At 62.1% G+C, this 25,858-nt stretch carries 21 protein-coding genes; 11 read left to right on the top strand and 10 right to left on the bottom strand.

From position 1 onward, the window contains the following. Positions 1 to 347 precede the first annotated feature (347 nt). From JHX88_RS00190 to JHX88_RS00205, 4 genes are read right to left on the bottom strand one after another with little or no spacing between them, the layout of a single operon-like run. Complete coding sequence (locus JHX88_RS00190) at positions 348 to 1,148, bottom strand: sugar phosphate isomerase/epimerase family protein (protein WP_076522255.1); 801 nt, start codon at positions 1,146 to 1,148, stop codon at positions 348 to 350. Next, a complete protein-coding gene (locus JHX88_RS00195) occupies positions 1,145 to 2,383 on the bottom strand; it encodes a DUF6005 family protein (RefSeq protein ID WP_084202695.1) in 1,239 nt (412 codons plus the stop codon). Before JHX88_RS00195 ends, JHX88_RS00190 begins: the two co-directional genes overlap by 4 nt. Beyond that, entirely contained in the window at positions 2,380 to 5,118 is a 2,739-nt protein-coding gene (locus JHX88_RS00200) for an IucA/IucC family protein (protein WP_176011374.1), read from the bottom strand. The genes JHX88_RS00195 and JHX88_RS00200 overlap by 4 nt, the downstream gene beginning before the upstream one ends. Next, entirely contained in the window at positions 5,108 to 6,751 is a 1,644-nt protein-coding gene (locus JHX88_RS00205; RefSeq protein WP_076522257.1) for an IucA/IucC family protein, read from the bottom strand. Before JHX88_RS00205 ends, JHX88_RS00200 begins: the two co-directional genes overlap by 11 nt. A 406-nt stretch (positions 6,752 to 7,157) precedes the next feature. Between JHX88_RS00205 and JHX88_RS00210 the strand changes: the two genes are divergently transcribed. From JHX88_RS00210 to JHX88_RS00240, 7 genes are all read left to right on the top strand, one after another. Then, entirely contained in the window at positions 7,158 to 8,135 is a 978-nt protein-coding gene (locus tag JHX88_RS00210; RefSeq protein ID WP_272848140.1) for an ABC transporter ATP-binding protein, read from the top strand. Continuing rightward, positions 8,132 to 9,232 (top strand): ABC transporter ATP-binding protein, encoded by a 1,101-nt coding sequence (locus JHX88_RS00215; RefSeq protein WP_076522258.1) that lies wholly within the window; start codon positions 8,132 to 8,134, stop codon positions 9,230 to 9,232. Before JHX88_RS00210 ends, JHX88_RS00215 begins: the two co-directional genes overlap by 4 nt. Next, positions 9,229 to 10,731 carry an ABC transporter substrate-binding protein gene (locus tag JHX88_RS00220; RefSeq protein WP_076522259.1) on the top strand — a complete coding sequence of 501 codons (1,503 nt, stop codon included), beginning with the start codon at positions 9,229 to 9,231 and terminating at the stop codon, positions 10,729 to 10,731. Before JHX88_RS00215 ends, JHX88_RS00220 begins: the two co-directional genes overlap by 4 nt. A gap of 67 nt (positions 10,732 to 10,798) precedes the next feature. Further along, positions 10,799 to 11,743 carry an ABC transporter permease gene (locus JHX88_RS00225; protein ID WP_076522260.1) on the top strand — a complete coding sequence of 315 codons (945 nt, stop codon included), beginning with the start codon at positions 10,799 to 10,801 and terminating at the stop codon, positions 11,741 to 11,743. Beyond that, positions 11,743 to 12,612 carry an ABC transporter permease gene (locus JHX88_RS00230; RefSeq protein ID WP_076522261.1) on the top strand — a complete coding sequence of 290 codons (870 nt, stop codon included), beginning with the start codon at positions 11,743 to 11,745 and terminating at the stop codon, positions 12,610 to 12,612. Before JHX88_RS00225 ends, JHX88_RS00230 begins: the two co-directional genes overlap by 1 nt. 15 nt (positions 12,613 to 12,627) lie before the next feature. Beyond that, positions 12,628 to 14,418: a gamma-glutamyltransferase family protein gene (locus JHX88_RS00235; protein ID WP_076522262.1), complete on the top strand. Its 1,791-nt coding sequence runs from the start codon at positions 12,628 to 12,630 to the stop codon at positions 14,416 to 14,418. A gap of 109 nt (positions 14,419 to 14,527) precedes the next feature. Beyond that, a complete protein-coding gene (locus tag JHX88_RS00240; protein WP_076522263.1) occupies positions 14,528 to 15,235 on the top strand; it encodes a FadR/GntR family transcriptional regulator in 708 nt (235 codons plus the stop codon). 4 nt (positions 15,236 to 15,239) lie between these two features. Here JHX88_RS00240 and JHX88_RS00245 read toward each other — a convergent pair whose 3' ends face one another. From JHX88_RS00245 to JHX88_RS00255, 3 genes are read right to left on the bottom strand one after another with little or no spacing between them, the layout of a single operon-like run. Continuing rightward, on the bottom strand, positions 15,240 to 16,742 hold the full coding sequence (locus JHX88_RS00245; protein ID WP_076522264.1) for a tripartite tricarboxylate transporter permease: 1,503 nt from the start codon (positions 16,740 to 16,742) through the stop codon (positions 15,240 to 15,242). A 1-nt stretch (position 16,743) separates the two neighbouring features. Next, a complete protein-coding gene (locus tag JHX88_RS00250) occupies positions 16,744 to 17,190 on the bottom strand; it encodes a tripartite tricarboxylate transporter TctB family protein (RefSeq protein ID WP_076522265.1) in 447 nt (148 codons plus the stop codon). A 13-nt stretch (positions 17,191 to 17,203) separates the two neighbouring features. Further along, positions 17,204 to 18,187 (bottom strand): Bug family tripartite tricarboxylate transporter substrate binding protein, encoded by a 984-nt coding sequence (locus JHX88_RS00255; RefSeq protein ID WP_076522824.1) that lies wholly within the window; start codon positions 18,185 to 18,187, stop codon positions 17,204 to 17,206. A 171-nt stretch (positions 18,188 to 18,358) separates the two neighbouring features. On the opposite strand from JHX88_RS00255, the gene JHX88_RS00260 reads away from it, so the two are divergent. The 4 genes from JHX88_RS00260 (at position 18,359) to JHX88_RS00275 (ending at position 22,259) form a co-directional block, all read left to right on the top strand. Further along, positions 18,359 to 18,979: a DUF4178 domain-containing protein gene (locus JHX88_RS00260; RefSeq protein ID WP_272848141.1), complete on the top strand. Its 621-nt coding sequence runs from the start codon at positions 18,359 to 18,361 to the stop codon at positions 18,977 to 18,979. Then, positions 18,976 to 20,289, top strand: coding sequence for a DUF4178 domain-containing protein (locus JHX88_RS00265; RefSeq protein ID WP_076522266.1), 1,314 nt, complete (start codon positions 18,976 to 18,978; stop codon positions 20,287 to 20,289). The genes JHX88_RS00260 and JHX88_RS00265 overlap by 4 nt, the downstream gene beginning before the upstream one ends. A 207-nt stretch (positions 20,290 to 20,496) precedes the next feature. Continuing rightward, positions 20,497 to 20,721 (top strand): DUF350 domain-containing protein, encoded by a 225-nt coding sequence (locus tag JHX88_RS00270; RefSeq protein WP_076522267.1) that lies wholly within the window; start codon positions 20,497 to 20,499, stop codon positions 20,719 to 20,721. Next, the gene (locus JHX88_RS00275; protein ID WP_076522268.1) at positions 20,718 to 22,259 is read left to right on the top strand and encodes a polyamine aminopropyltransferase; all 1,542 of its coding nucleotides are present in this window, start codon (positions 20,718 to 20,720) and stop codon (positions 22,257 to 22,259) included. Before JHX88_RS00270 ends, JHX88_RS00275 begins: the two co-directional genes overlap by 4 nt. Here the strand turns inward: JHX88_RS00275 and speD are convergent. Genes speD through glmU form a run of 3 tightly spaced genes read right to left on the bottom strand, consistent with a single transcriptional unit; the run spans position 22,226 to position 25,813 of the window. Beyond that, positions 22,226 to 22,606 carry an adenosylmethionine decarboxylase gene (gene speD, locus JHX88_RS00280; RefSeq protein ID WP_076522269.1) on the bottom strand — a complete coding sequence of 127 codons (381 nt, stop codon included), beginning with the start codon at positions 22,604 to 22,606 and terminating at the stop codon, positions 22,226 to 22,228. The two genes, JHX88_RS00275 and speD, sit on opposite strands and share 34 nt — an antisense overlap. Before the next feature lie 46 nt (positions 22,607 to 22,652). Further along, complete coding sequence (glmS, locus tag JHX88_RS00285; RefSeq protein WP_076522270.1) at positions 22,653 to 24,470, bottom strand: glutamine--fructose-6-phosphate transaminase (isomerizing); 1,818 nt, start codon at positions 24,468 to 24,470, stop codon at positions 22,653 to 22,655. Further along, positions 24,470 to 25,813, bottom strand: a complete 1,344-nt coding sequence (glmU, locus tag JHX88_RS00290; protein ID WP_076522271.1) for a bifunctional UDP-N-acetylglucosamine diphosphorylase/glucosamine-1-phosphate N-acetyltransferase GlmU — start codon at positions 25,811 to 25,813, stop codon at positions 24,470 to 24,472. Before glmU ends, glmS begins: the two co-directional genes overlap by 1 nt. Between the last annotated feature and the right edge of the window lie 45 nt (positions 25,814 to 25,858).

The raw sequence follows: 25,858 nt of genomic DNA on the forward strand, positions 1-25,858 counted from the left end.
TGCGTCCCGCGATGGCCGGGGGCGCTTCGCCCCCCGGACCCCCCGAGGATATTTGCCTGAAGAAGAAAGGGCGGAGGTCCGGTGGGCAAGGGGGGCGAGGGGTCGGCATTCCAGTATGTTTTTCGTACTGGAATGGATGGCCCGGTCTTCGGATGCCGTCCTGATCGTCCGGAACGCGTTGCGAATGGCCGCGATTCACCGTGCAAAGCGCGCTGCCAGTGTACGCCCTGTGTACATCCTGTGTACGGGTTGTGCGGCCGGATTCCCAGCATTTGCTGGGCGAAACGCGCCCCTGTTGCGCGGCCGTGCCGATGCAACGCACGGTGGGTGTTGCATGGCCGTTTTCGTCAGGCGGCGGCGATGGCCAGCGTCTCTCGGACTCGCCCCAGATCCGCGGTCATGGTCGCGGCGGGGTCCGGTCCGAACCATTCCAGCGACGCTTCCGCCGCCCAGGGCAGTGCCGTCAGGATATGCGCATAATCCAGCACTCCGTCGAAGAGCGGGCACATTCCCTGCCGGCCGCCATCGGGATCATGGACATTGCCGGGATCGAAGACCGTCAGGCGGTCCCGCGCGGTCACGTTCTTCAGGTGGTAATGCAGAATATGCGGCGCCAGCTTTTCCTGGGCCACTATCGGATCCGCCCCGCTTTCCCAGACATGCAGTACGTCGAAATTCAGGCCGATCGCTGGATGATCCAGAGCTTCCAATAGCTTGAGCGTTTGCGCAACCCCATCGGCCAGCGTTCCCGGATGGGTTTCGACAGCGAGGCGGATTCCATGGGAGGCGGCAAGCCGTGCTGTCGCCTGCAGGTCGCGCAGGATCGCGTCACGCTGTTCCGGCCCGGCCTCTGCGCTGCTCAGATGACCCGCGAAGAGGCGCAGGCGTCCAGCCCCCCATTGGCGGGTCAGGGCGCATAGGGACTTCGCCTCGGCCGCGTCGAAATCCGGCAGGCCGAGGGGCAGGTACCCGGCCAGCATCGGCACCTCGGGGCGCGCGGGCAGGCTTGCCCATTCCTCGGCCATGGTGCGGGCATGGGGCATCCAGATTTCCAGCCCGTCAAAGCCCTCCTGCAAGGCATAGCGCGCCAGTCCGGCGGCAGAAACATCGAGATGCCGGAAGGCGACTGAACAGACGTTGATCTTCATGATCTGCTCTCCTGCCAACGCTTGAACCATTCGGCCAGACTGGCCTTGATACCGATCTCCAACGCGGCCACTTCATAAAGATATTCAATAACTTGTGCCAAGTCGGATGCTGCTCCGCCGCGGGCATAGGCCACGGCACGGCGATGCACCGCGTTCAGCCCGCCATGCAGCGCCGCGATCCGGTCGCAGCATTCCTCGAAGGCATCATAATCCGCCCCCTCGATATCACCGAGAATCGCCAGGGCGTGCTCATAAGCATATTTCCGGATCGCGATGACCGGTAATTCGCGCAGGGCGATTTCCAGGTCGGTGCGGGGCAGGTCAGACTGATGCGCGGCGATAATCCGTCGCGTGGCGTCGATCAACGGCGTTTCCCTTGGCCGGAAAGTTTCAAGGAACATTGCCTCGATATCCTCGGGCGCGGCCGGATGAGCGGCATCGAAATCAAAGGCATAGCCGCCCGCCACCGTTTCGCGCAGGAATGCCTTGCGCAGGTCGGCGGCCGGGATCGGCCCCTCCCACCGGAAATCCGAATCCCGCATCTGCCAGATATCGGGATCGCCGGTCGGCTCGATCAGGGCGTAATGCGGAAAGGGGTCTTGCGCGAACTTGTTGTCCCGCTGCGGCAGCAGGAACATGTCGATCATTGGCATGACATATCGTCCGGGCCGCCAATTCGCCAGCAGCTCCTCTAGCCGCGCCAGGTTGGCGGGTTTGCCCGCCGCTTCGTCATACCAGCGCGTGACCTCGACCCCGAACAGGCGCCGGAACCAGCGGCAATAGAAATCATGGTCGATATCCTCGGCGTGATAGCCGAGCCGCATCTGCTCATCGACCACCACCTGCCCGTCCCAGAGCCCCAGATACATGGGCCGATGATCGATCCCGCCCTTGTCCTTCAGCGCCTGGCAGAAACAACTGACGACGCAATGAACCTTGATGTCGATGGGCTCTTCCTCGGGCTCTGCACGACTGACCCCCGCCAGCAGATTGGCCAGCGCAGATACGGTCAGAGTGGGCGCGTGGTCGAACGCGTCCTCGGGCATGTTGATTCCGGCTTCTTCCAGATGCAGCATCAGCGTCATCAGCGCGACCGAATCGAGCCCCAGATCATTCCCCAGTTTGGCCTCCGGGCCAAAGGTATCCATGCGCGGGCAGGCCAGCGGCCCGGTGAGGATTTCGCGAAGGGTTTCGATGGCGGCCTCGGGCGTGGGGATGCGGCGGGGTTCGTTCATTGGGCGGCCTCCAGCAGGTTCGCGGCAAGGTCACGGCGGGCGATCTTGCCGTTTGCGCCGCGGGGCAGGGCGGCCAGGCGGATCAGCCTTGCGGGGCGCTGACGCGGCGACAGGCGGGCGGCGAGGTGGGCATCAAGCTCGGCCTCGGACACCTCGCCTGCATAGGCGAGGGCGGGTCGCTGCGTTGCCGCCGGGTCGGGGATGGCGAAGGCGACGGCATCGCGCAGGCCGGTACAGGACATCGCGGCGGTCTCGATCTCGGCCGGGTAGACATTGATGCCGGCCACGTCGATCACCTCGGCGGCGCGCCCCGCAAAGATCAGGTGCCCACGCGCGTCGATCACCCCCAGATCCCCGGTGTCGATCATGGCATCCGCGGTCTCGATCATCACCGGGGCGGGGTCAGATTGCCCGGCGCTCAGCCGGATATGCGGCAGCGGCGCGCCCATGTCCTCGGGGTAGTTCGGAGCGGCGGCGATGGCCACGCAACCCGCCTCGGAGCAGCCATATTGCTGGAACAGGTGCTGTGTCGCGCCTCGGATCGAGTCGAACCACGGCTGGGGCAAAACCGTGCCCGAGGACATGACTGCGTGCAGCCCGCCCTTGCCCGCCAGCCGCGCCAGCACATGCAGCAGCGGCGGGGCCGCGTAGAGAAGCGGGTGCTCGATATTTCCCAGATGGCGCAGGATGGTCTTGGGGTTGGTGCTGTCCAGTACCACCGGCACATGCCCGCGCGCCTGCCCGACCAGCACTCCCGGTATCAGCCCGTAGGAATGGGTGATCGGCGCGGCGATGACGGGGGTCATTTCGGCGGGTTCGGGGAAAGCGCGGATATAGGCGGCGATCTCGGTCTCGATCTGGGCCCATGAGCGGGCGATGACCTTGGGCGCGCCCGTCGTTCCAGAACTCATCTGGATCAATACGCCACCGGGCGTTTTGGGAGCGCTCTGGCCAAGTTCGATCAGCCCCGAAGCCTCGGCGAAACTGTCGCAACCGGCGCGGCGAGCCAGATCCAACGCCTGCTCGCGCGGGGTTTCGGGATGGATCGGATAGCAGGAGGCCCCCGCCGCGCGCAGCCGCAGGATCTGGCCAAGACAGTCAGCCTTGTCGCCCAGATACAGGGCAATGCGGCGCGTGGCGGGATCGGAGCCGGGCAGCAGGTCCGGCAGGTCGAGGGTTGCCGGTTCAATCAGGCGGTCGTCGATGCGGAACGCGGGCATGGGGTCGCTCATGGGATCGGGCTTTCCTAGAGGGTTCGGAACGGGATGGCTGGATTCGGCTGTGTCCAGCAGACGGGCGGTCAGCGATTCAGCTGGGATCAGGGGGTCATCCATGGCGAAGCCGGGGGCATTGAGCACGGTGTCGCGGACCAGTTGCCAGAAGCGGCTTTCGGGCAGGTAATTCGAGCGATGCAACAGATCGGCCAGATCCGACAATACATGGACGATCAGGCAATCCATCACCAGATCGCGCAGATCCGTGGCCGCGCCCATCCGGTGGTAAAGCCCGTCCGGCGCGTCCCTGAAGCCGGGATCGATAGCCGCCAGGTCGGGCAGCAGATCGGGGTCAGACAGATAATCTGGGACATATTCGAGACTCTCGCTGAAATCGCGGGCGATCAGCCCGGTGGGCCAACCGTTATCGTGGCGGATCAGCAGGTTTTGGCCATGCGCCTCCAGCCCGATTCCGTGGCGGGTCATCAACAGCCAGACCGGGCGCAGGATATGCAGGAACTGCGATAGCCATGCCTCGGTGCCGTGACGCCTGAGCCAATCCGCGATCAGTGGCCGCCCGTCGGGCTCGGTCAATGACAGGGCGCTGACGGGCACGGCATCCTCTGGCGGGGCGGAACGGCGGATTGCGGCGAGCTGCCCGCCCAGCAAACCGCGGGCGACGATAACGGCGGAATGTTCCGGCAGGATCGTCAGCGCGGCGAGTTCCGGGTCGTTATCGACCACCCTTCGCAGCCAGTCCGAGATCGCCGGCGCGACGGCCACGGACCACGGGACGAGATTGCGTACCGAAGAGGTGACGCCGACCCCGAGCGACAGTTTCAGGTGATCGCCGCCATTGCGCGGGGCCAATGTGCGCAGCGATGCTGTGGCCTGCATCTCCGGTCCGGTCCGATCAAGCAGGCGCAAGCGTCCCTCGGCCAGAAGGTGGCGAATGGCAGGTTCGCCCGACAATTGACGCCATTGCCACGGATGAACCGGGATCGAGCCGGGCGGGGCAAAGCCCTTTGCGATATCACCGCCCTCGGCATGGACAAGTTCGGGATCGACCGCCAGCCAGAGCGGTTGGATCGGGGCAGCGGCCTCGGGGCCGAAAGCGGCATTGTCATCGTCGCTGAACCCGATCCGCGATTTGAAACAGGGGTGATAGGGATGCCCCTCGATCAGCGCTGCTTCCAGCGCCAGCCCGGTCAGTGCCAAGCGGTTCGGGCGCAATGGACCGGCGGCACGCAGAAATTCGGCGCTGCGCTGCATTCCTTCCAGCAATGCCGATGGGTTCAACCCCGCTGCACGCAACCCGCGGCCAAGCGCCTCTGCGGTCAATGGACGACCACCCTCTTGCCTTGGATCACCCAGCAATCGCACCCGTCCGCTTGCCTGCACATGATGCGCGGCGCGAATGATCAATCCACCCACGATCCAGCCGCCCCGGATCGGGCGCAGAACGCCCTCGAACGCCAGCGTCTCGACAGCTTGCCGCAGAACCCGTGTTTCAGGCGACATCTTCAAGCCTCTGCATATTGCGGGCATACGCTGCGATCGGGTTCGGGATTTGCACATAGGGCGCGCGTTCGCCGGGGATGTGCAGCTCGTCCACGCCGCCAAGCTGGGTCAGAAGATTGCCCTTCATCGGCAGCCGCGCCTCGGTCAGCCAGCGCCGGGCCAGTTTGCCTCCATGACCCGGCAGTTCTATCGCCAGCCTCTCCAGTTGCGCGGCCAGCAGGGCAAGGGCACGGGACTCTGGCACCAGCCCGTCCTTTGCCAGCCGGTGAATCACGCTGAAGACCTGGTTGACGATCAGTGTATATCCAAGCGCGTCCTCGACCTCGGTTCGTGGATAGACAAGTTGCGGGATGGTGCGCTGTTCCGCATCGGCCATATCCTCGGATATGAAGAATCCCTGATTGTCCCGCAGGTCGCAGCGGCAGGGCAGTCCTTGCGACAGGTCCAGCAAGGCGTTCTGCTGATGCGCCTCGAAGCCGATCCCGGTCTGGTCATAGAGACGCAGAAGCGGGGTGAGGGCGACATCCATATAGGCGCCAAACCATTGTACAGGATCATGCGTGCCGATCGCCCTCGCCAGCATCGAGCGGCGCCCCGGCAAGGGTGCTGCGCTTAATGCGGCCACCTGCACCACTTGCCCGCCCCGGCCGTCCCGGTAGGGATTGTCGCGCAGGATGATTTCAAAGCCTGTCTCGGAACGGCCGGGAAGGTCCAGAGTCAGCCAGTGGGGATCCGAAATCAGGCGCATCGGGCCGAAGCGATCCGCAAGGCCCGCGATGCGCTGTGCCATAAGCGCGCCGGCCAGCAATTCATGGCGTTTGTTCATCCGCTGTGAATTGGTCACCGTAACGGGAAGCGAGACCTTCACCATATACGCGCAATCCGGATTCCAGAGGGTCCGCACCGAGGATGTCGCATGCCATGACGGGCCGACCGGTCCCAGATCGCGGATTCGTTCATCGGCCAGTATTGCCGCAATCTGCGGATCACGCGACAAGCGATCCAGCGTCAAAGGATGCGCGGGCAAAAGCATTCGCCCATCACCGGGATCGACATCGAAGCCCGGAAGATGGCGGGCAAGCCCGGGCTGCGTGGCCGCAAACAGCCCGGCTTCGACCGACAGGGCATGCAGGCGTAGTGCTCCGCGCCAGTCCGGCGTCGTCTCGTGCTCTTCCATGACCGATATACCGCCCAACGCCTTTGGGGCCGGGTGCATCCAGTGGCCAAATATCAGTGCTTGCTCGGCGGCAAGAAAATCGACCGGATCGTCGGGCTGTGTCAGACGGTCCCGGACAATTCCTGCAATGCGGTCACGGCTGGAGCGTGCCCGCCGCACCAGTTCCGGGGCGGTGGATGGAGATATCTCCCCCAGTCGTTCCAGCAAGAGGTCCAGCGACTCGGCTTCGGTGGGGCGCCGTTCCGCATCAAGCGCCATATGCTCGATGCATGGCGGACCGCAGTGGCGGGGTTCCGCCAGTTGGATATCGAGCCTGCCTTTCGCCGTGTCTATGGCCAGCCGTGTCTCGGAAGACTTGGCGATCTCGCGCTGCCAGCAAACGAGCAGAGACTGCAGGCTGACCTGGTCGGCGATGGATTGTGACAAAGCTGCGCCGTGCCGAGGGTTGCTATTCATCCGCCTCTCCTGGTCGGACCGCGTCACGGATGTGTTGCGGCGGGAATGGAAAGGCTGGCAAATGCTGGCGCTTGGATCGCGCTTAGTAATCCTTATTTAATTAGTCAACATATTTGGCGCGAGTCGCATCCAAAGTCACACCTCTTAGGTGACGGAATACAGTCGATGAGCGGAACATTGCCGTAGCGACCAGATTACCTTTCATGGGGAAGGGCAGGCGTATTCCTGGGCTCTCCTCTTTGATCCAGCGCGCCGCCGAATCTTTGGGCTTGCGTGCTTTCCGAGAGATCGAATCTTCCAACGGCTGAAAAAGCTTGGGATTTCCTCTTGTCAAACGATTGCGTTCGGACGACCTTGAACCAATCCGATAATGGTTCACGACTTGATGGATGACGAAGCCATAGACTTGGGCGATACACTTCTCGATTTGCAGGGATTGACGTTGCATATCCCGAGGCACGATGCCCCGCTGCTGGACAATGTGTCCCTGACGGTGCGCCGGGGCGAGACGCTGTGCGTCGTAGGTGAATCTGGATGCGGCAAAAGCCTGACTTCCCTGGCGATGATGGGGCTTTTGGCTCCGGGTCTTCTGGCCGGCGTGGCAGGGCGGATGCGGTTTGAAGGTGCCGGGATCGAACTGGCTGATCAGGCGGCACTGGCAAAACTGCGCGGGCGGCGGATCGGGATGATCTTTCAAGAGCCGATGTCCAGCTTGAATCCCGCTCACAGGATTGGCGATCAGATCGCCGAAGGCTGGCGGCGGCACAATTCAGGCGATGGCGAGGATGAGGCGCTGGCAATCCTGCGCCGTGTCGGCCTACCAGCAGCCGAGCGGAGGATGCGGGACTATCCCCACCAGATGTCGGGCGGCATGCGGCAGCGGGTGATGATCGCCATGGCACTGGTCAACAATCCGGCATTGCTGATCGCGGATGAACCGACCACCGCGTTGGATGTCACGATTCAGGCGCAGATCCTCGACCTGATCGCCGAGCTTCAGTCCGAGCGCGACATGGGTACGGTCCTGATCACCCATGATCTGGGCGTGGTTGCAGAGATCGCGACTACGGTGGCCGTCATGTATGCCGGTCGCATCGTCGAATATGGTCCTGCCGATGCGATCTTTTCCGATCCGCAGCATCCCTACACGATCGGGTTGATGTCGTCCGTTCCGCCATTGCGCGGACCGCGGACGAGGTTGGCGACCGTGCCGGGAATGGTTCCCTCGATAGAAACGATGCCGCAGGGATGCCGGTTCTCCACGCGCTGCCCCTTTGTTCAGCCGCACTGCGCCACTCAGCCTGCACTTTCCGAGGTCGTTTCCGGTCATCGCGCTGCCTGCCATTTCGCGCCGCTCGAGCAGAAGCTTGAAGGGGCGGCATGAGCGAAGCCATCATCGAAGCCGAAGGATTGGCGAAACGGTTCGGGATTGGCGGCAGCCTGCTGACATCCCCGCAGCTTTTGCATGCCGTTGATGGCGTTGATCTGACCGTGAAGCGGGGAGAGACCTTTGCCATCGTCGGCGAGTCCGGATGCGGAAAGTCGACTCTCGCGCGGTTGCTGATGCGGCTTCTTACCCCGACCGAAGGACGAATCAGCGTCGAGGGGCGCGATATCTCGGATGTGGCTGGTCCAGAGTTGCGCAGACTGCGCCGTGATGTGCAGTTCATCTTTCAGGACCCGTTTTCATCACTGAATCCGCGCTTGACTGTTGCCCGGCTTGTGGGTGAGCCGCTGGAAATGCATCGTCCGGAACTGAAAGCGGCGGACCGCCGGGCCGAGGTTGCGCGCCTGCTGTCGCAGGTCGGGCTGCGGCCCGAGCATATGGACCGCTACCCGCATGAATTCAGTGGCGGCCAGCGGCAGCGCATCGGTATCGCGCGTGCTTTGGCGTCGGGCCCAAAGGTGCTGATCGGGGACGAGCCCGTCAGCGCCCTGGATGTCAGCGTGCAGGCGCAAGTGGTGAACCTGCTGTCGGATCTGCGTGATCGGTTGGGGCTGACATTGGTTGTGATCGCTCATGACCTGGCCGTGATCCGGCAGATGAGCGATCGCGTGGCGGTGATGTATCTGGGTCGTATCGTCGAAACAGGCCCGACCGACGCGATATTCTCCAATCCGCGGCACCCTTACACGCGGGCGCTTCTTGCTGCGATTCCTGATCCGGAGGGGAACGGGAGCAAGGCCGATCTGAAAGGCGAAACACCCAGCCCCATGGACCCGCCGTCGGGCTGTCATTTTCGGACCCGTTGTCCCCACGCGGAATCCCGTTGCGCCGAAATCCGGCCTCGGCTGGAAGACGGCGGCTCGGGCACCGAGGTTGCCTGCATACGCTGGCGCGAAATCGCGAGGGATATCGACGCGGCGCCTGCCTTGCGCCGCCGCAGCGAGGGGGCCGAGCAGCGATTCAGGTTGTATCGCGAAGCGCTGGACCGCGCCGAGACCACGACAACAGAACATCGACAGGAGGTTGAATCATGAAAATCCGGAAAGTCCTTTTCCTTGCCGCGATCATGGGCAGCACGGCTTTTGCCGCGCAGTCCCAGACATTGCGGATCGGGCTTGAAAGCGATCCCGACGCGCTCGATCCCGACAAAAGCCGCACTTTCGTGGGAAGGATTGTCTTTACCGCGCTTTGCGACAAGCTGATCGATGTGACCCCCGACCTGGAACTTGTGCCGCAGCTCGCGACCGAATGGACCGTCAGCGAGGATGGCAAGACCATCGACATGACATTGCGTGAAGGCGTCACGTTCCACGACGGCACGCCCTTCGATGCCGAGGCGGTGAAAGCCAATATCGAACGCTCGCAAACCCTGGAAGACAGCGTGCGCAAATCCGAGGTCAGTTCGATCGAATCCGTCGAGGCTGTCGATGCGACCCATGTCAAACTGCATCTCAGCGCGCCGGATGCGCCGCTTCTGGCACAGCTGGCCGATCGTTCCGGCATGATGCTGTCCCCCGCCAGTTTCGAAGGTGATGTGGCGGCGAATCCCGTCTGTTCGGGGCCGTTCAAATTCAAGAGCCGCGTGGCGCAGGACAAGATCGAACTCGAAAAATACGCCGAATACTGGAATGCGGACGCGATCCAGCTGGATGCGGTCACCTATCTGCCGATCCCCGACAGCACAGTTCGGCTTGCGAACCTGCAATCGGGTGATCTGGATCTCATCAATCGGCTGGCCGCCACCGACGTTCAGGCCGTCGAAGGCAATGCCGATCTCGCTTTCGCCCGGGCCGATGGGCTGGGCTATCAGGGGATTACCTTTAACACCGCGAATGGCTCGAAATCCGAGAACCCGTTTGGTCAGGATGCAAGGCTGCGTGAGGCATTGTCCCTTGCTATCGACCGCGAGGCGATCAATCAGGTCGTATTCGCAGGGCTGAATGCCCCGGCGAGCCAGTTCGTATCGGCTGCGAGCCCCTATTTCGATCCTGCCTATCCGGTGCCTGCGCGGGATCTAGAGAAGGCAAAGGAGCTGATCGCGGAAGCCGGCGTCGAGGGCGATTTGACCCTGGAACTGCAAGCCCCGAACCGGCCGGAAAACCAGCGGGTCGTGCAGATGATCCAGGCGATGGCAGCCGAAGCCGGGATCAAGATCGATATCGTCGCCAAGGAATTCGCAACAATGTTGGCCGATCAGCAGGCGGGTGACTTTCAGGCAAGCCAGGTCGGCTGGTCCGGTCGCATCGATCCGGATGGCAATATCTATGGCTTCGTCAGCACAGATGGCGGCTTCAATGACGGAAAATACTCCAATCCCGAGATCGACCGGATTCTCGCCGAGGCACGGGCCGTCAGCGATCCGGCCAAGCGCAAGGAACTGTATCACCAGGCCAACGAGATCCTGATGGCCGAATTGCCGCTTTTCTACATCTATAATGAAGCATGGCTCTATGGCGTGTCCAGTGGGATCGAGGGCTTCAGCCCCAGTCCGGACGGGATGATCCGTCTGGAAGGTGTGGCCAAGTCTGAATGAAATGAAGCTGTGACGGGCGGCCCATTCGCCGCCCGTCCCTTGTTCCAACCGAACCCCAGGTCAAGCGATGCTGTCTTATCTCGTCCGGCGATTGCTGATCTCGATCCCGACACTGATCCTGATCTCGATTTTCGTTTTCGCCCTGCAGAAATTGCTGCCCGGAGATCCGGTGCTGGCACTGGCCGGTGATGATCGCGATCCGGAAACGCTGAACCGGCTGCGCGAGCTTTATCATCTGAATGACCCTATCTGGATGCAGTATCTACATTGGGTCAGGGGGGCTGTGCAGGGCGATCTGGGGCAGTCGATCCGAACCGGCCTGCCTGTGAGCGACATGATCCTGTCCAAGCTGCCGGTAACGATACAGCTTGCCGTGATGTCAATGATCTTCGCTGCCGCGATCGGTATTCCCGCAGGAATAATCTCGGCCGTGCGCAAGGGAACCGTGACGGATTACATTGCCAATATCGTCGCGCTTTCCGGCCTGTCGATCCCGAATTTCTGGCTGGGAATCATGCTGATCCTGCTGGTCTCGGTGAAATGGCAGCTTCTGCCGGCCTCGGGCTATGTGCCGCTGACCGAGGACCCCGTGCAATCGGTTCGGACCATGCTGATGCCCGCTTTCGTGCTGGGCACCGCCTTGGCGGCTTCGCTGATGCGGCATACCCGCTCGGCCATGCTGGGCGTGCTGCGGCAGGATTACGTTCGCACGGCGCGGGCCAAGGGACTGACCGAGAGGACGGTGGTTCTGCATCACGCGTTCCGCAATGCACTGACGCCGGTCGTGACGCTGGCCGCGCTGTTGTTCGGCGAGTTGATCGCCGGTGCCGTGCTGACCGAGCAGATCTTTACCATTCCCGGTTTCGGCAAGATGATCGTCGATGCGGTGTTCAATCGCGATTATGCTGTGGTTCAAGGGGTGGTGCTGGTAACGGCTCTGGGCTTCATCCTGATGAACCTGGTCGCCGATACCTGCTATGTGCTTTTGAACCCGCGCTTGAGGGTAAGCTGATGACCCAAGCCGCAGCAGATCCGGTTTTGGCCCGCAAATCGCAAAGCCGGGTATGGCAGAAACTGCGTGGCCATCGCAGTGCGCAATTCGGTGCGGTGCTGGTCGGGCTGTTCGTCCTGTTGGCACTCGCCGCGCCGATCCTGCCGATACCCGATCCGGCGGCAACCGATTGGGGGGCGATCCGGCAGGCACCTTCGGCCGCGCATCCGCTTGGCACCGACGATATCGGCAGGGATTCACTGTCGCGGATGATCTGGGGAGCGCGTGCCTCGCTCTTGGCCGGGGTGGTCTCGGTCGCCATCGCGATTGTCATCGGCACGCCCCTGGGAATACTTGCCGGTTATTTCGGTGGCTGGACCGATGCGATCATCTCGCGCTGCACCGAAGCGCTTCTGGCGATCCCCTTCCTGATCCTTGCCATCGCCTTGGCGGCCTTTCTTGGCCCCTCGCTCACCAATGCGATGATTGCAATCGGTATCGCCGCCACCCCGATCTTTGTCCGGCTGACACGCGGTCAGGCGATCAGCGTCACGGCCGAGGATTACGTCGAAAGCGCCCATGCCATCGGACTTTCGACCCCGATCATCCTGCGCCGCTATATTCTTCCGAACGTGCTGCCCCCGGTACTGGTGCAAGCCACCCTGACCGTCGCCAGCGCGATCATTGCCGAGGCATCGCTGTCCTTCCTTGGTCTTGGCCAACAACCTCCCGCGCCGAGCTGGGGGGCGATGCTGAACACTGCCAAGGATTTCATGGCACAGGCGCCATGGATGGCGATGTGGCCCGGTATCGCGATCTTTCTCGTGGTGTTGGGCTTCAACCTTCTGGGCGACGGGCTACGCGATGCGCTGGATCCGCGCGAAGACTGAGAACAAGGAAAAAACATGAACGATTTCACCACCCGTCCCGATATTCGCGGCACATTCGGCACCGTTGCCTCGACTCATTGGATTGCCTCTGCGGTGGGGATGAGCATCCTTGAAAAGGGAGGCAACGCATTCGACGCGGCGGTTGCGACAGCCCTGGTGCTGCAGGTGGTCGAGCCACATCTGAACGGGCCCGGCGGCGATCTGCCCGCCATCGTTCATTTTGCCGAGACGAGCGAGACGCGGGTTCTTTGTGCGCAGGGCGTCGCCCCCAAAGCCGCGACGATGGATCACTATCGTCAGCATTTCGGCGATGGGCTGATCCCCGGTTCGGGCCTGTTGGCGACAGTTGTTCCGGGCGCGTTCGATGGCTGGATGCTGATGCTGCGCGATCATGGCAGCCTGGAGCTTGCAGATGTCATGGAGCCCGCCATCGGCTATGCGCGCGACGGGCATCCGATCCTGCCGCGCGTCGCCAACACGATCGAGGAACTGAGCGGGTTTTTCCGTGACGAATGGCCGACAAGTGCCGCGACATGGTTGCCCGGGGGCAAGGCTCCGCAGGCATGGTCGTTGTTCCGGAATCCCGATCTTGCCTCCACCTATCAGCGCATCGTCGATGAGGCAAAAGCAGACACGCGGGAGGCGCGCATCGATGCGGCCCGCAAATCCTGGTCGCAGGGTTTCGTGGCGGATGCGATCTGCGATTACCTTGCCGATGCCAGTGTGATGGATGTGTCGGGCAAACCGCATTCCGCCGTGCTGTCGCGCGAGGATTTGGCCGAATGGCAAGCGAGTTGGGAGGCGCCGCTGTCGATCGACTACCACGGTTGGACGGTCCACAAGACACAAAGCTGGTCACAGGGACCCGTGCTGTTACAGGGCCTGCAGATCCTCAAGCATTTCGATCTTGCCGCGATGGACCCGATGGGCGCCGACTTCATTCACACCGTGATCGAGGCAATGAAGCTCGCCTATGCGGATCGTGAGGCCTATTACGGCGATCCGGAGTTTTTCGATATTCCCATGAATGCGCTGCTGTCCGAGGATTATGCCGCCGAACGCGCCCGTTTGATCGGGGACTCGGCCAGCCTGGAGCAGCGGCCCGGCCGCCTGCCGGGGCTGGGGCATCTTGCCGATGATGCCGTCGTCCGCGCTGCGACGGATTTCAACGCTGCCCGTGGAGTCAGCGCGGGCGAGCCGACCATGGCCCATCTGACCGAGCGGCGTGGCGATACCGTGCATCTGGATGTGATAGACCGTTGGGGCAACATGGTCAGCGCGACTCCGTCGGGCGGTTGGCTGCAATCCAGCCCGGTCATTCCCGGCCTGGGGTTTGCCTTGAACAGCCGCGCGCAGATGTTCTGGCTGCGTGACGATCTGCCGACTTCGCTCAGGCCCGGTGCTCGGCCCCGGACCACATTGACCCCCTCGATGGCCGAAAAGGATGGCATCCGCGTGGCATTCGGCACTCCGGGAGGGGATCAGCAGGACCAATGGCAGCTTATCTGGTTCCTGCGCTATGTCCACCACGGCTTGTCGATGCAGCAATGCATGGATGCGCCGCTGTTTCACAGCAACCATTTCCAAAGCAGCTTCTATCCGCGCGACGCGAACCCGGGAGACCTGATGCTCGAGCCCAACTTCGATGAATCCGTGATTGCCGATCTTCGTCGCCGGGGTCACAGCGTCACGGTGGCTGAACCGTGGAGCATTGGCCGCCTGACTGCAGCAAGGCGTGATCCGGATGGCATGCTGACTGCCGCCGCGACACCACGGCTGATGCAGGCCTATGCCATCGGTCGCTGAGGAGCGCGAGGGTTGGTCATCACCCTCTGCCTCGATGAAGCTTGCTTTCAGGGGCCTTCTTCTGATCACCTCTACCGGGATGTTTCTAGATTGTTACCCGGGATAGCGGATGGATCAGCAGGACGGACTTTCCGACGTCATCGCGGCGCTGTCGCCGCATTTGTCCAGGGCCGCGGAAAGCGGTGGCCGTTTGCCTCCCGAGCGCAGATTGGCCGAGATGCTCAATATCCCGCGCCGCCGCTTGCGGCTGGCGCTGGACGAGCTGCAAACGCGCGGCGTGGTTTTCCGTAGGCATGGGCAGGGCACCTTCATCAGTCCGCCGCCGCGTCCCGATACTGGCCGTTACCGGTTTCTGGCAGGACGCCTGACGCTGGATCAGTTGATGGATGTGCGCTGTCAGATCGAACCGCGACTTGCCGAACTGGCCGCGACACGGGTCACTCTTGCCGATATCCGGCAATTGGACAATTTGCTGCGAAACACCCGGATCGCGGCAACCCCCGGAGAATATGATCTTGCCGACGAGGTCTTTCACTATCGTATTGCCGAATTGGCGGGAAACGCGCTGTTTCTCGAGATTTATGATCTTATCCGCCAGCTGCGAAGCGAGGCGGGTTGGCGCGAGCGGCGCGAGGAAACCAACGTGCCCGGCATGATCCGGGTGCTGGGTGAGCAGCATCAGCAGATCTTCGACGCCATCGCGGCAGGCAACCCGACGGCTGCGGGCGAAGCAGTGCACGCGCACCTAGCCTTCGTTGCCTCGGCGATCGATGTCGATTCTGACAGGGCGAAGCGTTCGGGGTCCGAAGCGGAGTAGAGGCTCAATTCGCGGCGCGGTTGGTCCTTGCTTTCAGAACGGTTTTCATCACCGGAACCAGGATTAAGGCAAGCGTTGCGATGACGAAGCCGCAAGCGATGGGACGTTCCAGAAAGATCATCGGATCGCCGCGCGAGATCAGCATGGCGCGCCGCAGGTTGGTCTCGATCAACGGGCCGAGCACGAAGCCGAGCAACAGCAGCGCCGGGCTGAACGAAGCCAGCGCCAGCGCATAACCGATGGCTCCAATTCCCGCGACCATGGCGATGTCGAAGACCGATCCGCGGACCGAATAGACGCCAAGGCATATGAACACGATGATCGCCGGGTAGAGCCAGCGAAACGGGATGCGCAGCATCGACACCCAGATGCCGATCAGCGGCAGGTTCAGGATCAGCAGGAACAGGTTGCCGATGCCAAAGCTGACCACCAGCCCCCAGAACATGTCGGGTCGTGCCTCGAGCATCATCGGACCGGGTTGGATGCCGTGGATGATAAGCGCTCCTAGCATTAGCGCCATGATCGGATCGCCGGGAATGCCGAGGGTCAATGTCGGGACGAATGCGGTGATCGATGCCGAATTGTTGGCCGCTTCAGGGCCTGCAATCCCCTCGATCGCGCCGTTTCCGAAACGCTCGGGGTGACGCGAAACCCGCCGCTCCAACGCATAGCTGAGAAACGAGGAGATCGTCGATCCGGTGCCCGGCAACGCTCCGAAGAAGCCGCCGAGCGTGGTGCCCCGGGTGATCGGCGCGATCATCTGGCCGACATCCTGCCGCGTCGGGATCAACTGCCGCAATGTGACCCGGTCGGGCGGACCATGCCGGTCGGCATCGCGGATATTCGCGATGACCTCGGCCACACCGAACAGCCCCATCGCGAGCGCGACGAGGTTGATGCCGTCCATCAGTTCGGTCTGACCGAATGTCAGTCGCTGTACGCCTGAATTCACATCGGTCCCGACGCAGCCGAGGATCAGGCCAACGACCACCATGGCAAGGCTCTTGCTTGGGCGGGCAGAGCCGATGGTCGAGGCGGCGATCAATCCCATGATCATCATCGCGGCATATTCCGCCGCACCGAATGCCGTGGCCATGCCGGCCAGCCATCCAGCCAGCATGACCAGTATCACGATGCCAAGGATCGAGCCCGCGAAGGACGAGATCATCGCCGTGAACAGCGCGACACCCGCCCGGCCCTGGCGGGCCAATGGATAACCGTCCAGTGTCGTGACCGCCGATTGAGGCGTTCCGGGCAGGCGCAGCAGGATCGACGCCACCGCACCGCCATATTGCGCGCCGTAATAGACCCCGGCCAGCATGACCAGCGCCGCCTCGGACGAGATGTAATAGGTGATCGGCAAAAGCAGGGTGATCGCGGCCATCGCCCCGATCCCCGGCAAGACACCGACAAAGGTGCCTAGAAGCGCGCCGAACAGGCTGTAGATCAAGACATTCGGCTGCAAGGCGACCGACAGGCCGTGACCCAGACCTTCGAGTGTTGTCATGTCAGCGGCTCCACGGCCAGACGGGAATGGTCATCTCCAGTGCGAGGATGAAGATGGCCCATGTGAGCAAGGTGACGGCGGCTGCCAAGACAAGGCGCCAGAGAATGCCGGGGCGCGGGGCGACCACGCTGGCGGTCAATGTCACGACTGCGGCCGTGATCACGATACCTGCGCGATTCATCAGCAAGGCGAACAGCAGCAGCGCGGCGATGACGCCCAGCAATTCGCGTCCGGCGAAGGGCCGCAGCTCACCCTTGCGCCAGAAGGCGGGCAGGGCGATGGCGGCGCCGAGTGCTGCCAGGATCACCCCCAACGAGACCGGAAAGAATCCCGGTCCCATCCGGCGAAGGCTGCCCAGATCGTAATGGATGGCGGCATAACCGGCCACGCCAAGGCCAAGAAGGGCGAGGAACCCGCCCCACAGGATATCGTGGTAATCGCGCCGCATCCGCCCTTGCCGCTTATTCCTGCGCCTCGGTCTTGTCGATCACGGCACCCCAAAGCTCTGTATCGTCCTTGATGCGGGCGGCGAATTCCTCGGGCGTGCCCGGCTCGGCCTTCCACCCGATGGCAAGCAGCTTGTCCTGAATTTCAGCGTCCCCGAGGATTTCGACGATCTCGGTGTTCAGCCTTTCGATGATCTCGGGATCGGTGCCGGCAGGGGCGATGAAGGCATCCCACAGCTCGGCGCGGAAATCATCGGGCAGTCCGGCCTGACCGGCCAGGACGGGAACCTCGGGAACCTGCGGGAAGGGCTCGGTCGAGGTGATGCCCAGCATCTTCATCTTGCCCGCCTCGACATGCGGCAGCGCGGCTGACGGGGCCATGAAACCGGAATCGATCTCGCCGCCCAGGATCGAGGTCGTGACCTCGGCATAGCTTTGGAACGGAATATGGAACAGCTCGATCCCCGCCTCGCTGGCAAAGAGTTCCGCGGTCAGATGCGCGCCCGACCCCTGGCCGACCGAGCCATAGCTGATCTCGCCGGGGCTGGCCTTGGCCGTTTCGATGAAACTTGTGGCGTCTTCGGCGGGGTTGTCGCTGGAAACCGCGAGCACCAGCGGAGTTGTCGCGATCAGCGAGACCGGCGCGATGTCGGTGGCGGGATCATAGCCCAGATCCGGGATCAGGCGCTGCGCGGTCGTCAGCGGCCCGTTGATCGTCACACCGAAGCTATGTCCGTCGTCTTTCTGCGCCAGCATCTGCTGCACACCGATGACGCCGCCCGCGCCGGGCTTGTTCTCGATGACGACCGGCTGGCCCAGTGCTTCGGACAGCGGATCAGCGATCAGCCGGGCGATCGTGTCGGGTGACGATCCCGCCGGGAAGCCGACATAGACATGCAAAGGACCCGAGGGCCATTCCTGCGCGAATGCGGGTGTCGCGGCTGCTGAGACGCCGATGGCGGCTGCGACAAGGCTGCGGCGGCTGATATGCTTGATCATGACGAAACGTTCCTCCTTCGATGCGCGCCTCTTGTTCCGCCTTTGCACGACAGCGTCAATGCCTGACCGGACATGCTCGCTGGTGATTCGCGCTGTTTGCTGTTCCACGTTGTGGCTTCATCCGCGGCAATTTGCTATGGACGAAACAATGCATCGAATGAGCCACGCGTTGTGAATGTGACAGCCTATAATTGCCCCAATTGCGGGGCTCGTATCAATGAACTGGCAAAAATTGCACGGATGGCGGCGTGTGACTCATGCGACACCGCGCTGCTGATCGAGGACGAGGTCGTGCGTGCCACCGGGCAAAAAGGCGTCATGCACGAGGCGACATCGCTGTTCGATATTGGCGATACCGTCAAGGCCGGGGATAGTTCTGTCCTCCTTAGGGGAAAGGCCCGCTTTTCCTATGGCCGCGGCTTTTGGGACGAGTTCTGGGGGTTGGATGCGGTCGGAAAGCCGGTCTGGATCTCGCTTGATGAGGGCGATGTTGCCGTGCAGCGCGAGCTGGTGGATGCAAGCCTTTCCAGAGCGGTTCAGAATGCCGATATCGGCGATGCCATTACTCTTGGCAGACGTGAATTTGTCATTTCCGAAATTGAAACGGCTGAATGCGTGGCATTGCGCGGCGCGTTCGATCATGAGCTGAAGGTTGGTGAAAGCTACGAATTCATCAATGCTTTGGGGAAAAATGGCGCCCTGTTGTCCTATGAGTACTGGATCGGCGGCGCGCAGCTATACCTTGGCCAATGGTTCAGCCCGTTCGATATCGAGGTGGAGGCCGCGCCATGACCCGCTCGGCCGAATTGAAATCAGTCAATTGTTCCTCTTGCGGTGCGGGGCTGAATGTTCTTGGCGGCGGACGGGTGACCACCCATGTCTGCTCCTATTGCGGCGCGGCACTGGACGCCAACGCCAATTACCGCGCCCTGAAATCCTTTGGCGAATTGCCGCGCCCCTCCAGCCCGTTCAAGCTGGGCGATCGTGGGACGCTTTTCGGCACCGAGTTCACCGTGATCGGCACCTTGGGGTACGAGGAGCGCTGGCAGGGTCAGCGCTGGCATTGGGTCGAGCACCAGGTCTTTTCCGAGACCCATGGCTATGCATGGCTCTCTGTCGAGGATGGGCATGTTACCTTTTCGCGCCGGATTCGCAGCGATGTCTGGTTAAGTGGGCTCAGGGTGGAAACCTCCGAATACCCGCCATCCGTCAGTTACCGCAACGAGAGCTACAGATATTACGACACAACGAATGCCGTGATCACCTTTGCCGAGGGCGAGTTCACCTGGCAGCCCGAGGAAGATCAGCGGACGCAGACGATTACCGCCTTGGGCGATACCCGGATGCTGGAATTTTCGCAGGGCAGTACCGAGCGCGAGGTCTATCTGACCAGCTATGTTCCGGCCGTGGATATCGCAGAGGGCTTCGGGATCGATCTTCCCCCGCCGATGCTAAAGGCCCACCCGTTGAAGCCGGTCAGGAAGTGGCGTCACACCGTGTTTGTCGCGGCCTGCTCGGCAGTTTTTGCGTTCATGTCGTTGATCCTTGGTCTGATCCTGTCGTTGCATCCCGGCGAGAATCTGGTGTCCGCGACTTACGACGTTCCGAATGATCTGCCGATCACTCTCCCTGTCGAAATCACCAATGATCGGGGGCTCGCTTGGATCGGGTTCGATAGTACCGTTACAGACGGTTGGGCTTACCTGAATATCGTCCTTCTTGGTCCTGACGGGAATCCTCGGTTTGTCATGGGCCGGACAAGCGAGAAATATTCCGGCAGGGATAGCGAGGGGAAATGGACCGAGGATGGCTCAAACGCCAGTATCAGGTTTCATCCTCTGGAAACTACGGGCACATACGAATTGAACATCGATATCGAGGAGGCGGGCTACTGGAAAGACAAGCGGCAGCTCTTGTTGGACCGGGATGACTATCCGCACGTCATCCGTCAGCTTGACGTGTCGGTTTCACAAGGACAATCAAGCGGCCTTGCGGCTTTCCTTGCGGCTTTGGGCTTTCTTGTCGTGGCAGTCGTCCCGCTTTTTGCGCGCGGTTTCGTCCATCAGAGACGCTGGTCCGGAAGTGATTGGGACGATGAGTGAGGGCAAACCTGAATGAGTGTTTTCCGCATATTCTTCATCGTCTTGTGTTTAGCTGTGTTCGGAAGCGCCTGGTATTACGGGCGCCTTGGTTTCGGTGGAGAAAGCACCGATGTGCCTTCTCCGACGGATGGTTCGATGCGGGTCGGAAGTTCCGGTGGGTACTATGCCGGGGGGAGCGTAAAATGATCTTTGCAAAGGGAAGCTGATATGGACCAAATCTTCGCGAATCTTCTTGTCGACGTGATCAGCACCGTGTTTTTCACCATTCTGGGATGTGCGCTGATGTGGGCGGTCTGGAAGGTCATAGACTGGGCCACCCCCTTCCCGGTGCTGAAGGAAATCGAACAGGATCAAAACGTGGCGCTTAGCGTCCTGTTCGGTTTCATCTTCCTGTCCATCGCCATCATCATCGCGGCCGTCATCGTCTCATGACCGCAGCGGCGAGGCCCGCACATCGTGATGTCTGGCTTCTGATTGCGACATTCCTGATCGCTGTCGCGGGGCTGATCTACGAACTGATCGCCGCGACGGTGTCCAGCTATCTTCTTGGCGATTCCGTTCGCCAGTTTTCGCTGGTGATCGGGGTGTTCCTGTCCTCCATGGGGCTGGGCGCCTGGCTGTCGCGCTTTGTCGAACGCCCGGTCGCGGGCTTTGTCTGGGTTCAGATTTCGGTGGCCGTGGTCGGCGGTTTCATGGCGCCGGCCCTGTTCTTCGCCTATGCTTATCTTTCCGCCGTTGGCCCGGTCCTGTTCGGTTTCCTCGCGGCGGTCGGCGTGCTGTCGGGAATGGAAATTCCCCTGATTGCCCGCGTGCTCGAAGATATCGGCGCGCATCGTTTCCGTTTCGAGAATGTCCTGAGCGTGGATTATGCCGGTGCGCTGATCGCGTCGCTGGCTTTCCCATTGCTGGTCGTGCCTTACCTGGGGCTGATGTCCGCCAGTCTCAGCTTTGGCGCGCTGAACCTTGCGGTTGCCGGTGTCTCCCTGTGGCTTTTCCGGAACGAGAGCAGTTGGGGGCAACGCATTGCCTGGCTGCTTGCGCTGGTGGCGACAATCGTGGCGCTAATCAACTCGGAGCGGCTTTTATCGGTCACCGAGGCCGAACTGTTCGAGGACGATATCATCTTCAGCGAGACGACTTCCTACCAGAATATCACTGTCACCCAGTTCCGGGATCGCACCCGGCTTTTCCTGGACTATTCGATCCAGTTCGATTCACTCGACGAGTATCGCTACCATGAGATGCTGGTGCATCCGGCGCTCGGGATGGTTCCGCGGCGCGAGAACATCCTCATCCTCGGCGGGGGCGATGGCATGGCCGCGCGCGAGGTTCTGCGGCATGACGATGTGAAGAACATCACCCTCGTCGATCTTGATCCGCGCGTGACCGAATTGTTCCGGGACCATCCGCAACTGTCGCCTCTGAACGATCACGCGTTGTCGGACCCGCGCCTAGATATCGTCAACAAGGATGCATGGCAGTTCGTCGAATCCGACGACCGGATTTACGATGTGGTGATCCTTGATCTGCCGGACCCCAAGAACCTGGCGCTTTCCAAGCTGTATTCGTCCGAATTCTATGCGCTGCTGACAGAGCGGATCGGGGTGCAGTCGGTGATCGTCACGCAGGCCGGGGCGCCATTATTCGCCCGCGAGGCCTTCTGGTCCATCGTCAAGACATGGGAAGAGACGCGCAATCCCGTCAATCCGAAAGCGCCGCTATCCGTGCTGCCCTATCACGGCTATGTACCAAGTTTCGGGGAATGGGGCTTCGTGATGGTCTCGCCCATGCGTTTGCGCGACCGCATGCCGGCTCTGCCCGAAGGGCTGCGCTACCTGGATTTGGCTCAGTGGCGATCGGCCATGCAGTTTTCGCCCGACATGGCACGCAAGGATGTCGAGGCCAATCGCATCCAGACGCATGCCTTGATCGATTACTACATGGATGGCTGGGAACAGTGGTTCGAATGACCGCGCTGAAATCGTCCCATCTCGATCCGCTGCGGGGAGAGGATTGAGGCCAACATCTCTGCCGCCCGCTCGGCATCGGCATCGCCGCACATGAAGATATCGATGGCGGCATAATCCCGTTCGGGCCATGTATGGATCGAGATATGCGACTCGGCCAGCAACAGGACACCGGTCACACCATTGCCGCCGCCGAAATGGTGAAACGCGCCCGACAGGATCGTCGCTCCGGCGGCCTTGGCGGCAGCGCGCAGCGCCGCTTCCAGCCGAGCCGGTTCATCAAGGAAACGTCCACCGAAATGGTCGATCAACAGATGCGCGCCGGGCGCAAATTTCTCCGAGTCAATCATGACTGCGGTTTTACCGTGAATGACCGGCAAGGGCCATGCGGCAGGTTCACTCGACGGTCACCGACTTGGCGAGATTGCGCGGCTGATCGACATCCGTGCCCTTGGCCACCGCCGTGTGATACGCCAGATACTGCATCGGGATCGCATAGAGGATGGGCCGGAACAGCCCCCCGCCCTCGGGCATGGTCAGCGTTGCGTGCACGCCCTCGTCTGCCGCGGCGATGCCCTCGTGATCCGACAGCAGCAGGATTTGGCCGTGACGCGCCATCACTTCCTGCATGTTCGAAACGGTCTTCTCGAACAGGTGGTCATAGGGGGCCAACACAATAACCGGCAGATCGCGGTCGATTAGGGCGATGGGGCCGTGTTTCAATTCGCCCGAGGCATAGCCCTCGGCATGGATATAGCTGAGTTCCTTCAGCTTCAGCGCACCTTCCATCGCCACCGGGAACAGCGCGCCCCGGCCCAGGTACAACACATCCTGCGCCTGCGAGAGCCATTCGGACAATGCCCGACAATGATCAGACAGATCCAGCGTCTGCTGCAAAAGGCCCGGAACCGCCCGTAGATCGGCCAGATGCTCGGCCAGTTCGGCATCTCCGATCCTGCCGCGATCATGTGCCGCCTTCAGCGCAAGGATCGCCAGCACGGTCAGCTGGCAGGTGAAGGCCTTCGACGATGCCACGCTCACCTCTATCCCCGCCAGAGTGGGCAGGGCGATATCCGCATCACGGGCTATCGCGGAGGTGCCGACATTCACCAATCCGACGGTCTGGCTGACATGGTCGCGGGCATAATGCAGCGCGGCCAGCGTATCCGCGGTTTCGCCCGACTGGCTGATGGCGATGAACCAGCTTTGCGGCGACAGCGGCGGCTCGCGGTAGCGAAATTCCGAGGCCACGTCGATATCGCAGGGCAGGCCCGCCAGCGTCTCGAACCAGTATTTTGCGACATGACCCGCATAATGGGCGGTGCCGCAGCCGACCAGAGACAGCCGGTCAACGTCGCGGAAATCCAGCCCGTCGGGCAGCACGATCCTGTCATCCTTGACGTAATGATTGAGGACATCGGCGATCACCGAGGGCTGTTGGGCGATCTCCTTGGCCATGAAATGGCGATACCCGCCCTTGTCGATGGCAGTGGCCCCGACATCGATCCGCCGTTCCGTGCGACCGACCTGCTGGCATTCCTCGTCGTAGATCTGTACGCCGGCGCGGGTCAGAACCGCGTGGTCGCCATCCTCAAGATAGGTGATCCGGTCGGTGAAGGGCGACAGCGCCACGGCGTCGGAGCCTAGGAACATCTCTTCGTCGCCATGACCGATGGCCAGGGGGCTGCCCTTGCGCGCGGCGATCATCAGATCACCCTCGCCCTCGAACAGGAATGCCAGCGCGAAAGCGCCTTTCAGGCGGGACAGGGTGGCGCGCGCAGCTTCACGCGCGGCCATGCCCTGCTCCATGAAATGACCGGCCAGAAGCGCCACGGTTTCGGTATCGGTCTGCGATTGCGGCTGGATGCCCTTGGCGATCAGCTCTTCGCGCAATTCGCGGAAATTCTCGATGATGCCGTTATGCACGACCGCGACGGGACCCGAGCGATGCGGATGCGCATTCTCTTCGGTCGCAGCGCCGTGCGTGGCCCACCTGGTATGGCCGATGCCGGTATGGCCGCGCAGGGGATCATGCACCAGGCGGTCCGACAGATTGACCAGCTTGCCCACGGCGCGGCGCCGGTCCAGCCGGCCAGCCGAGTCGATCGTCGCGACACCGGCGCTGTCATAGCCGCGATATTCCAACCGTTTGAGCGCATCGACAAGCTGTGGCGAAACCTCGTGACGGCCCAGGATTCCGATGATGCCGCACATCAGCCCTTCTCCTTCTTCGCACGCAGAGCCTGCATGAGCCGCACGCCAAGGCCGGGCTTCGTCGCCTGCCTTGCGCGGCCGATGGCGAGGGCGCCATCCTCGACATCCACGGTAATGACAGAACCCGAGCCGGTCACCGCTTGGGCCCCGACCCGAACAGGGGCGACCAGCATGGTGTCGCTGCCGATGAAGGCATTGGCGCCGATCTCGGTGCGATGTTTCATCACGCCGTCGTAATTGCAGGTAATGGTGCCCGCGCCGATATTGCTGTGCTCGCCGATATGAGCGTCGCCCAGATATGTCAGATGGCCGACCTTGACGCCTTCGTCGAGAACGGCGTTCTTGATCTCGACGAAATTGCCGACATGGACCTCGCCTCCAAGCTCGGCCCCAGTGCGCAGCCGGGCAAAGGGCCCAACGGTCGCGCCGGATGAGATGTGGCAGCCCTCAAGATGGCAGAAGGGCAGGATTTCGGCGCCGGATTCCACCGTGACGCCGGGACCGAAAACGACGTTCTGGCCGACGATGGCATCGCGCCCGATGGCGGTATCCAGCGAAAACCAGACGGTTGCCGGATCCGACAGCGTGACGCCGTTTTCCAGCGCCTCGGCTCGGGCGCGGGCCTGGAAGGCGGCCTCGGCAGAGGCAAGCTCGGCTCGGGTATTGATGCCCAATGTCTCTTCCTCGTCACAGGTGACGACATCGGCGCGACGATCCTCGGCCCGGGCCAGCGCCACAAGGTCGGTCAGGTAATATTCTCCTGCCGCGTTCTCGTTCGTCAGCCTGCCGATCAGTTGCCGCAACAATCCGGCATCCAACGCCATGACACCGGAATTGCACAGCGCGATCAAGCGGGTGGCCTCATCCGCATCCTTGAATTCCACGATCCGTTCCAGCCCCGCTTCGGTCACGACCAATCGGCCATAGCGGCCTGGATCCTCGGCCTCGAATCCCAGCACGACGAGATCGGCGGTATGGCTTGCCAGCGCCGCCAATGTATCCTCGCCGATGAAGGGCGTATCGCCGTAAAGCACGATCACCTTGCCCTCGAACTCTTCAAGTAGGGGCAGGGCCTGACGCACGGCATGGCCGGTGCCAAGCTGCTCGGATTGCAGGACAATCCGCGCGTCCGGTTCCAGGTTCTTGGTCGCCTTTTCTACCTCGTTGGCGCCGTGACCGGCGACGACGATGATCTCGGCGGGCTCAAGGCTGCGTGCCGCGGCCAGCGCATGGCCGACCAGCGGCACCCCTCCGAGGCGGTGCAGCACCTTGGGCAAGTCCGATTGCATGCGGCTGCCTTGTCCCGCTGCCAGAATGACCACTGCTACCGGTTTATCCGCCATGCCTGCCCCGTTATCTGTTCAATTTCGTTGTTCCGGGTTCTAATC

The sequence above is a fragment of the Paracoccus saliphilus genome (assembly GCF_028553805.1).
GTDB lineage: Bacteria > Pseudomonadota > Alphaproteobacteria > Rhodobacterales > Rhodobacteraceae > Paracoccus > Paracoccus saliphilus.

Excerpts from the sequence above, each read along its gene's own strand:
- glmU (WP_076522271.1), bottom strand. The coding sequence starts at position 25,813 with ATGGCGGATAAACCGGTAGCAGTGGTCATTCTGGCAGCGGGACAAGGC.
- JHX88_RS00215 (WP_076522258.1), top strand. The coding sequence starts at position 8,132 with ATGAGCGAAGCCATCATCGAAGCCGAAGGATTGGCGAAACGGTTCGGG.
- JHX88_RS00230 (WP_076522261.1), top strand. The coding sequence starts at position 11,743 with ATGACCCAAGCCGCAGCAGATCCGGTTTTGGCCCGCAAATCGCAAAGC.
- JHX88_RS00195 (WP_084202695.1), bottom strand. The coding sequence starts at position 2,383 with ATGAACGAACCCCGCCGCATCCCCACGCCCGAGGCCGCCATCGAAACC.
- JHX88_RS00265 (WP_076522266.1), top strand. The coding sequence starts at position 18,976 with ATGACCCGCTCGGCCGAATTGAAATCAGTCAATTGTTCCTCTTGCGGT.
- JHX88_RS00220 (WP_076522259.1), top strand. The coding sequence starts at position 9,229 with ATGAAAATCCGGAAAGTCCTTTTCCTTGCCGCGATCATGGGCAGCACG.
- JHX88_RS00200 (WP_176011374.1), bottom strand. The coding sequence starts at position 5,118 with ATGTCGCCTGAAACACGGGTTCTGCGGCAAGCTGTCGAGACGCTGGCG.
- JHX88_RS00245 (WP_076522264.1), bottom strand. The coding sequence starts at position 16,742 with ATGACAACACTCGAAGGTCTGGGTCACGGCCTGTCGGTCGCCTTGCAG.
- JHX88_RS00225 (WP_076522260.1), top strand. The coding sequence starts at position 10,799 with ATGCTGTCTTATCTCGTCCGGCGATTGCTGATCTCGATCCCGACACTG.
- JHX88_RS00270 (WP_076522267.1), top strand. The coding sequence starts at position 20,497 with ATGGACCAAATCTTCGCGAATCTTCTTGTCGACGTGATCAGCACCGTG.
- JHX88_RS00205 (WP_076522257.1), bottom strand. The coding sequence starts at position 6,751 with ATGAATAGCAACCCTCGGCACGGCGCAGCTTTGTCACAATCCATCGCC.
- JHX88_RS00255 (WP_076522824.1), bottom strand. The coding sequence starts at position 18,187 with ATGATCAAGCATATCAGCCGCCGCAGCCTTGTCGCAGCCGCCATCGGC.
- glmS (WP_076522270.1), bottom strand. The coding sequence starts at position 24,470 with ATGTGCGGCATCATCGGAATCCTGGGCCGTCACGAGGTTTCGCCACAG.
- JHX88_RS00275 (WP_076522268.1), top strand. The coding sequence starts at position 20,718 with ATGACCGCAGCGGCGAGGCCCGCACATCGTGATGTCTGGCTTCTGATT.
- JHX88_RS00235 (WP_076522262.1), top strand. The coding sequence starts at position 12,628 with ATGAACGATTTCACCACCCGTCCCGATATTCGCGGCACATTCGGCACC.
- JHX88_RS00250 (WP_076522265.1), bottom strand. The coding sequence starts at position 17,190 with ATGCGGCGCGATTACCACGATATCCTGTGGGGCGGGTTCCTCGCCCTT.
- JHX88_RS00190 (WP_076522255.1), bottom strand. The coding sequence starts at position 1,148 with ATGAAGATCAACGTCTGTTCAGTCGCCTTCCGGCATCTCGATGTTTCT.
- JHX88_RS00240 (WP_076522263.1), top strand. The coding sequence starts at position 14,528 with ATGGATCAGCAGGACGGACTTTCCGACGTCATCGCGGCGCTGTCGCCG.
- speD (WP_076522269.1), bottom strand. The coding sequence starts at position 22,606 with ATGATTGACTCGGAGAAATTTGCGCCCGGCGCGCATCTGTTGATCGAC.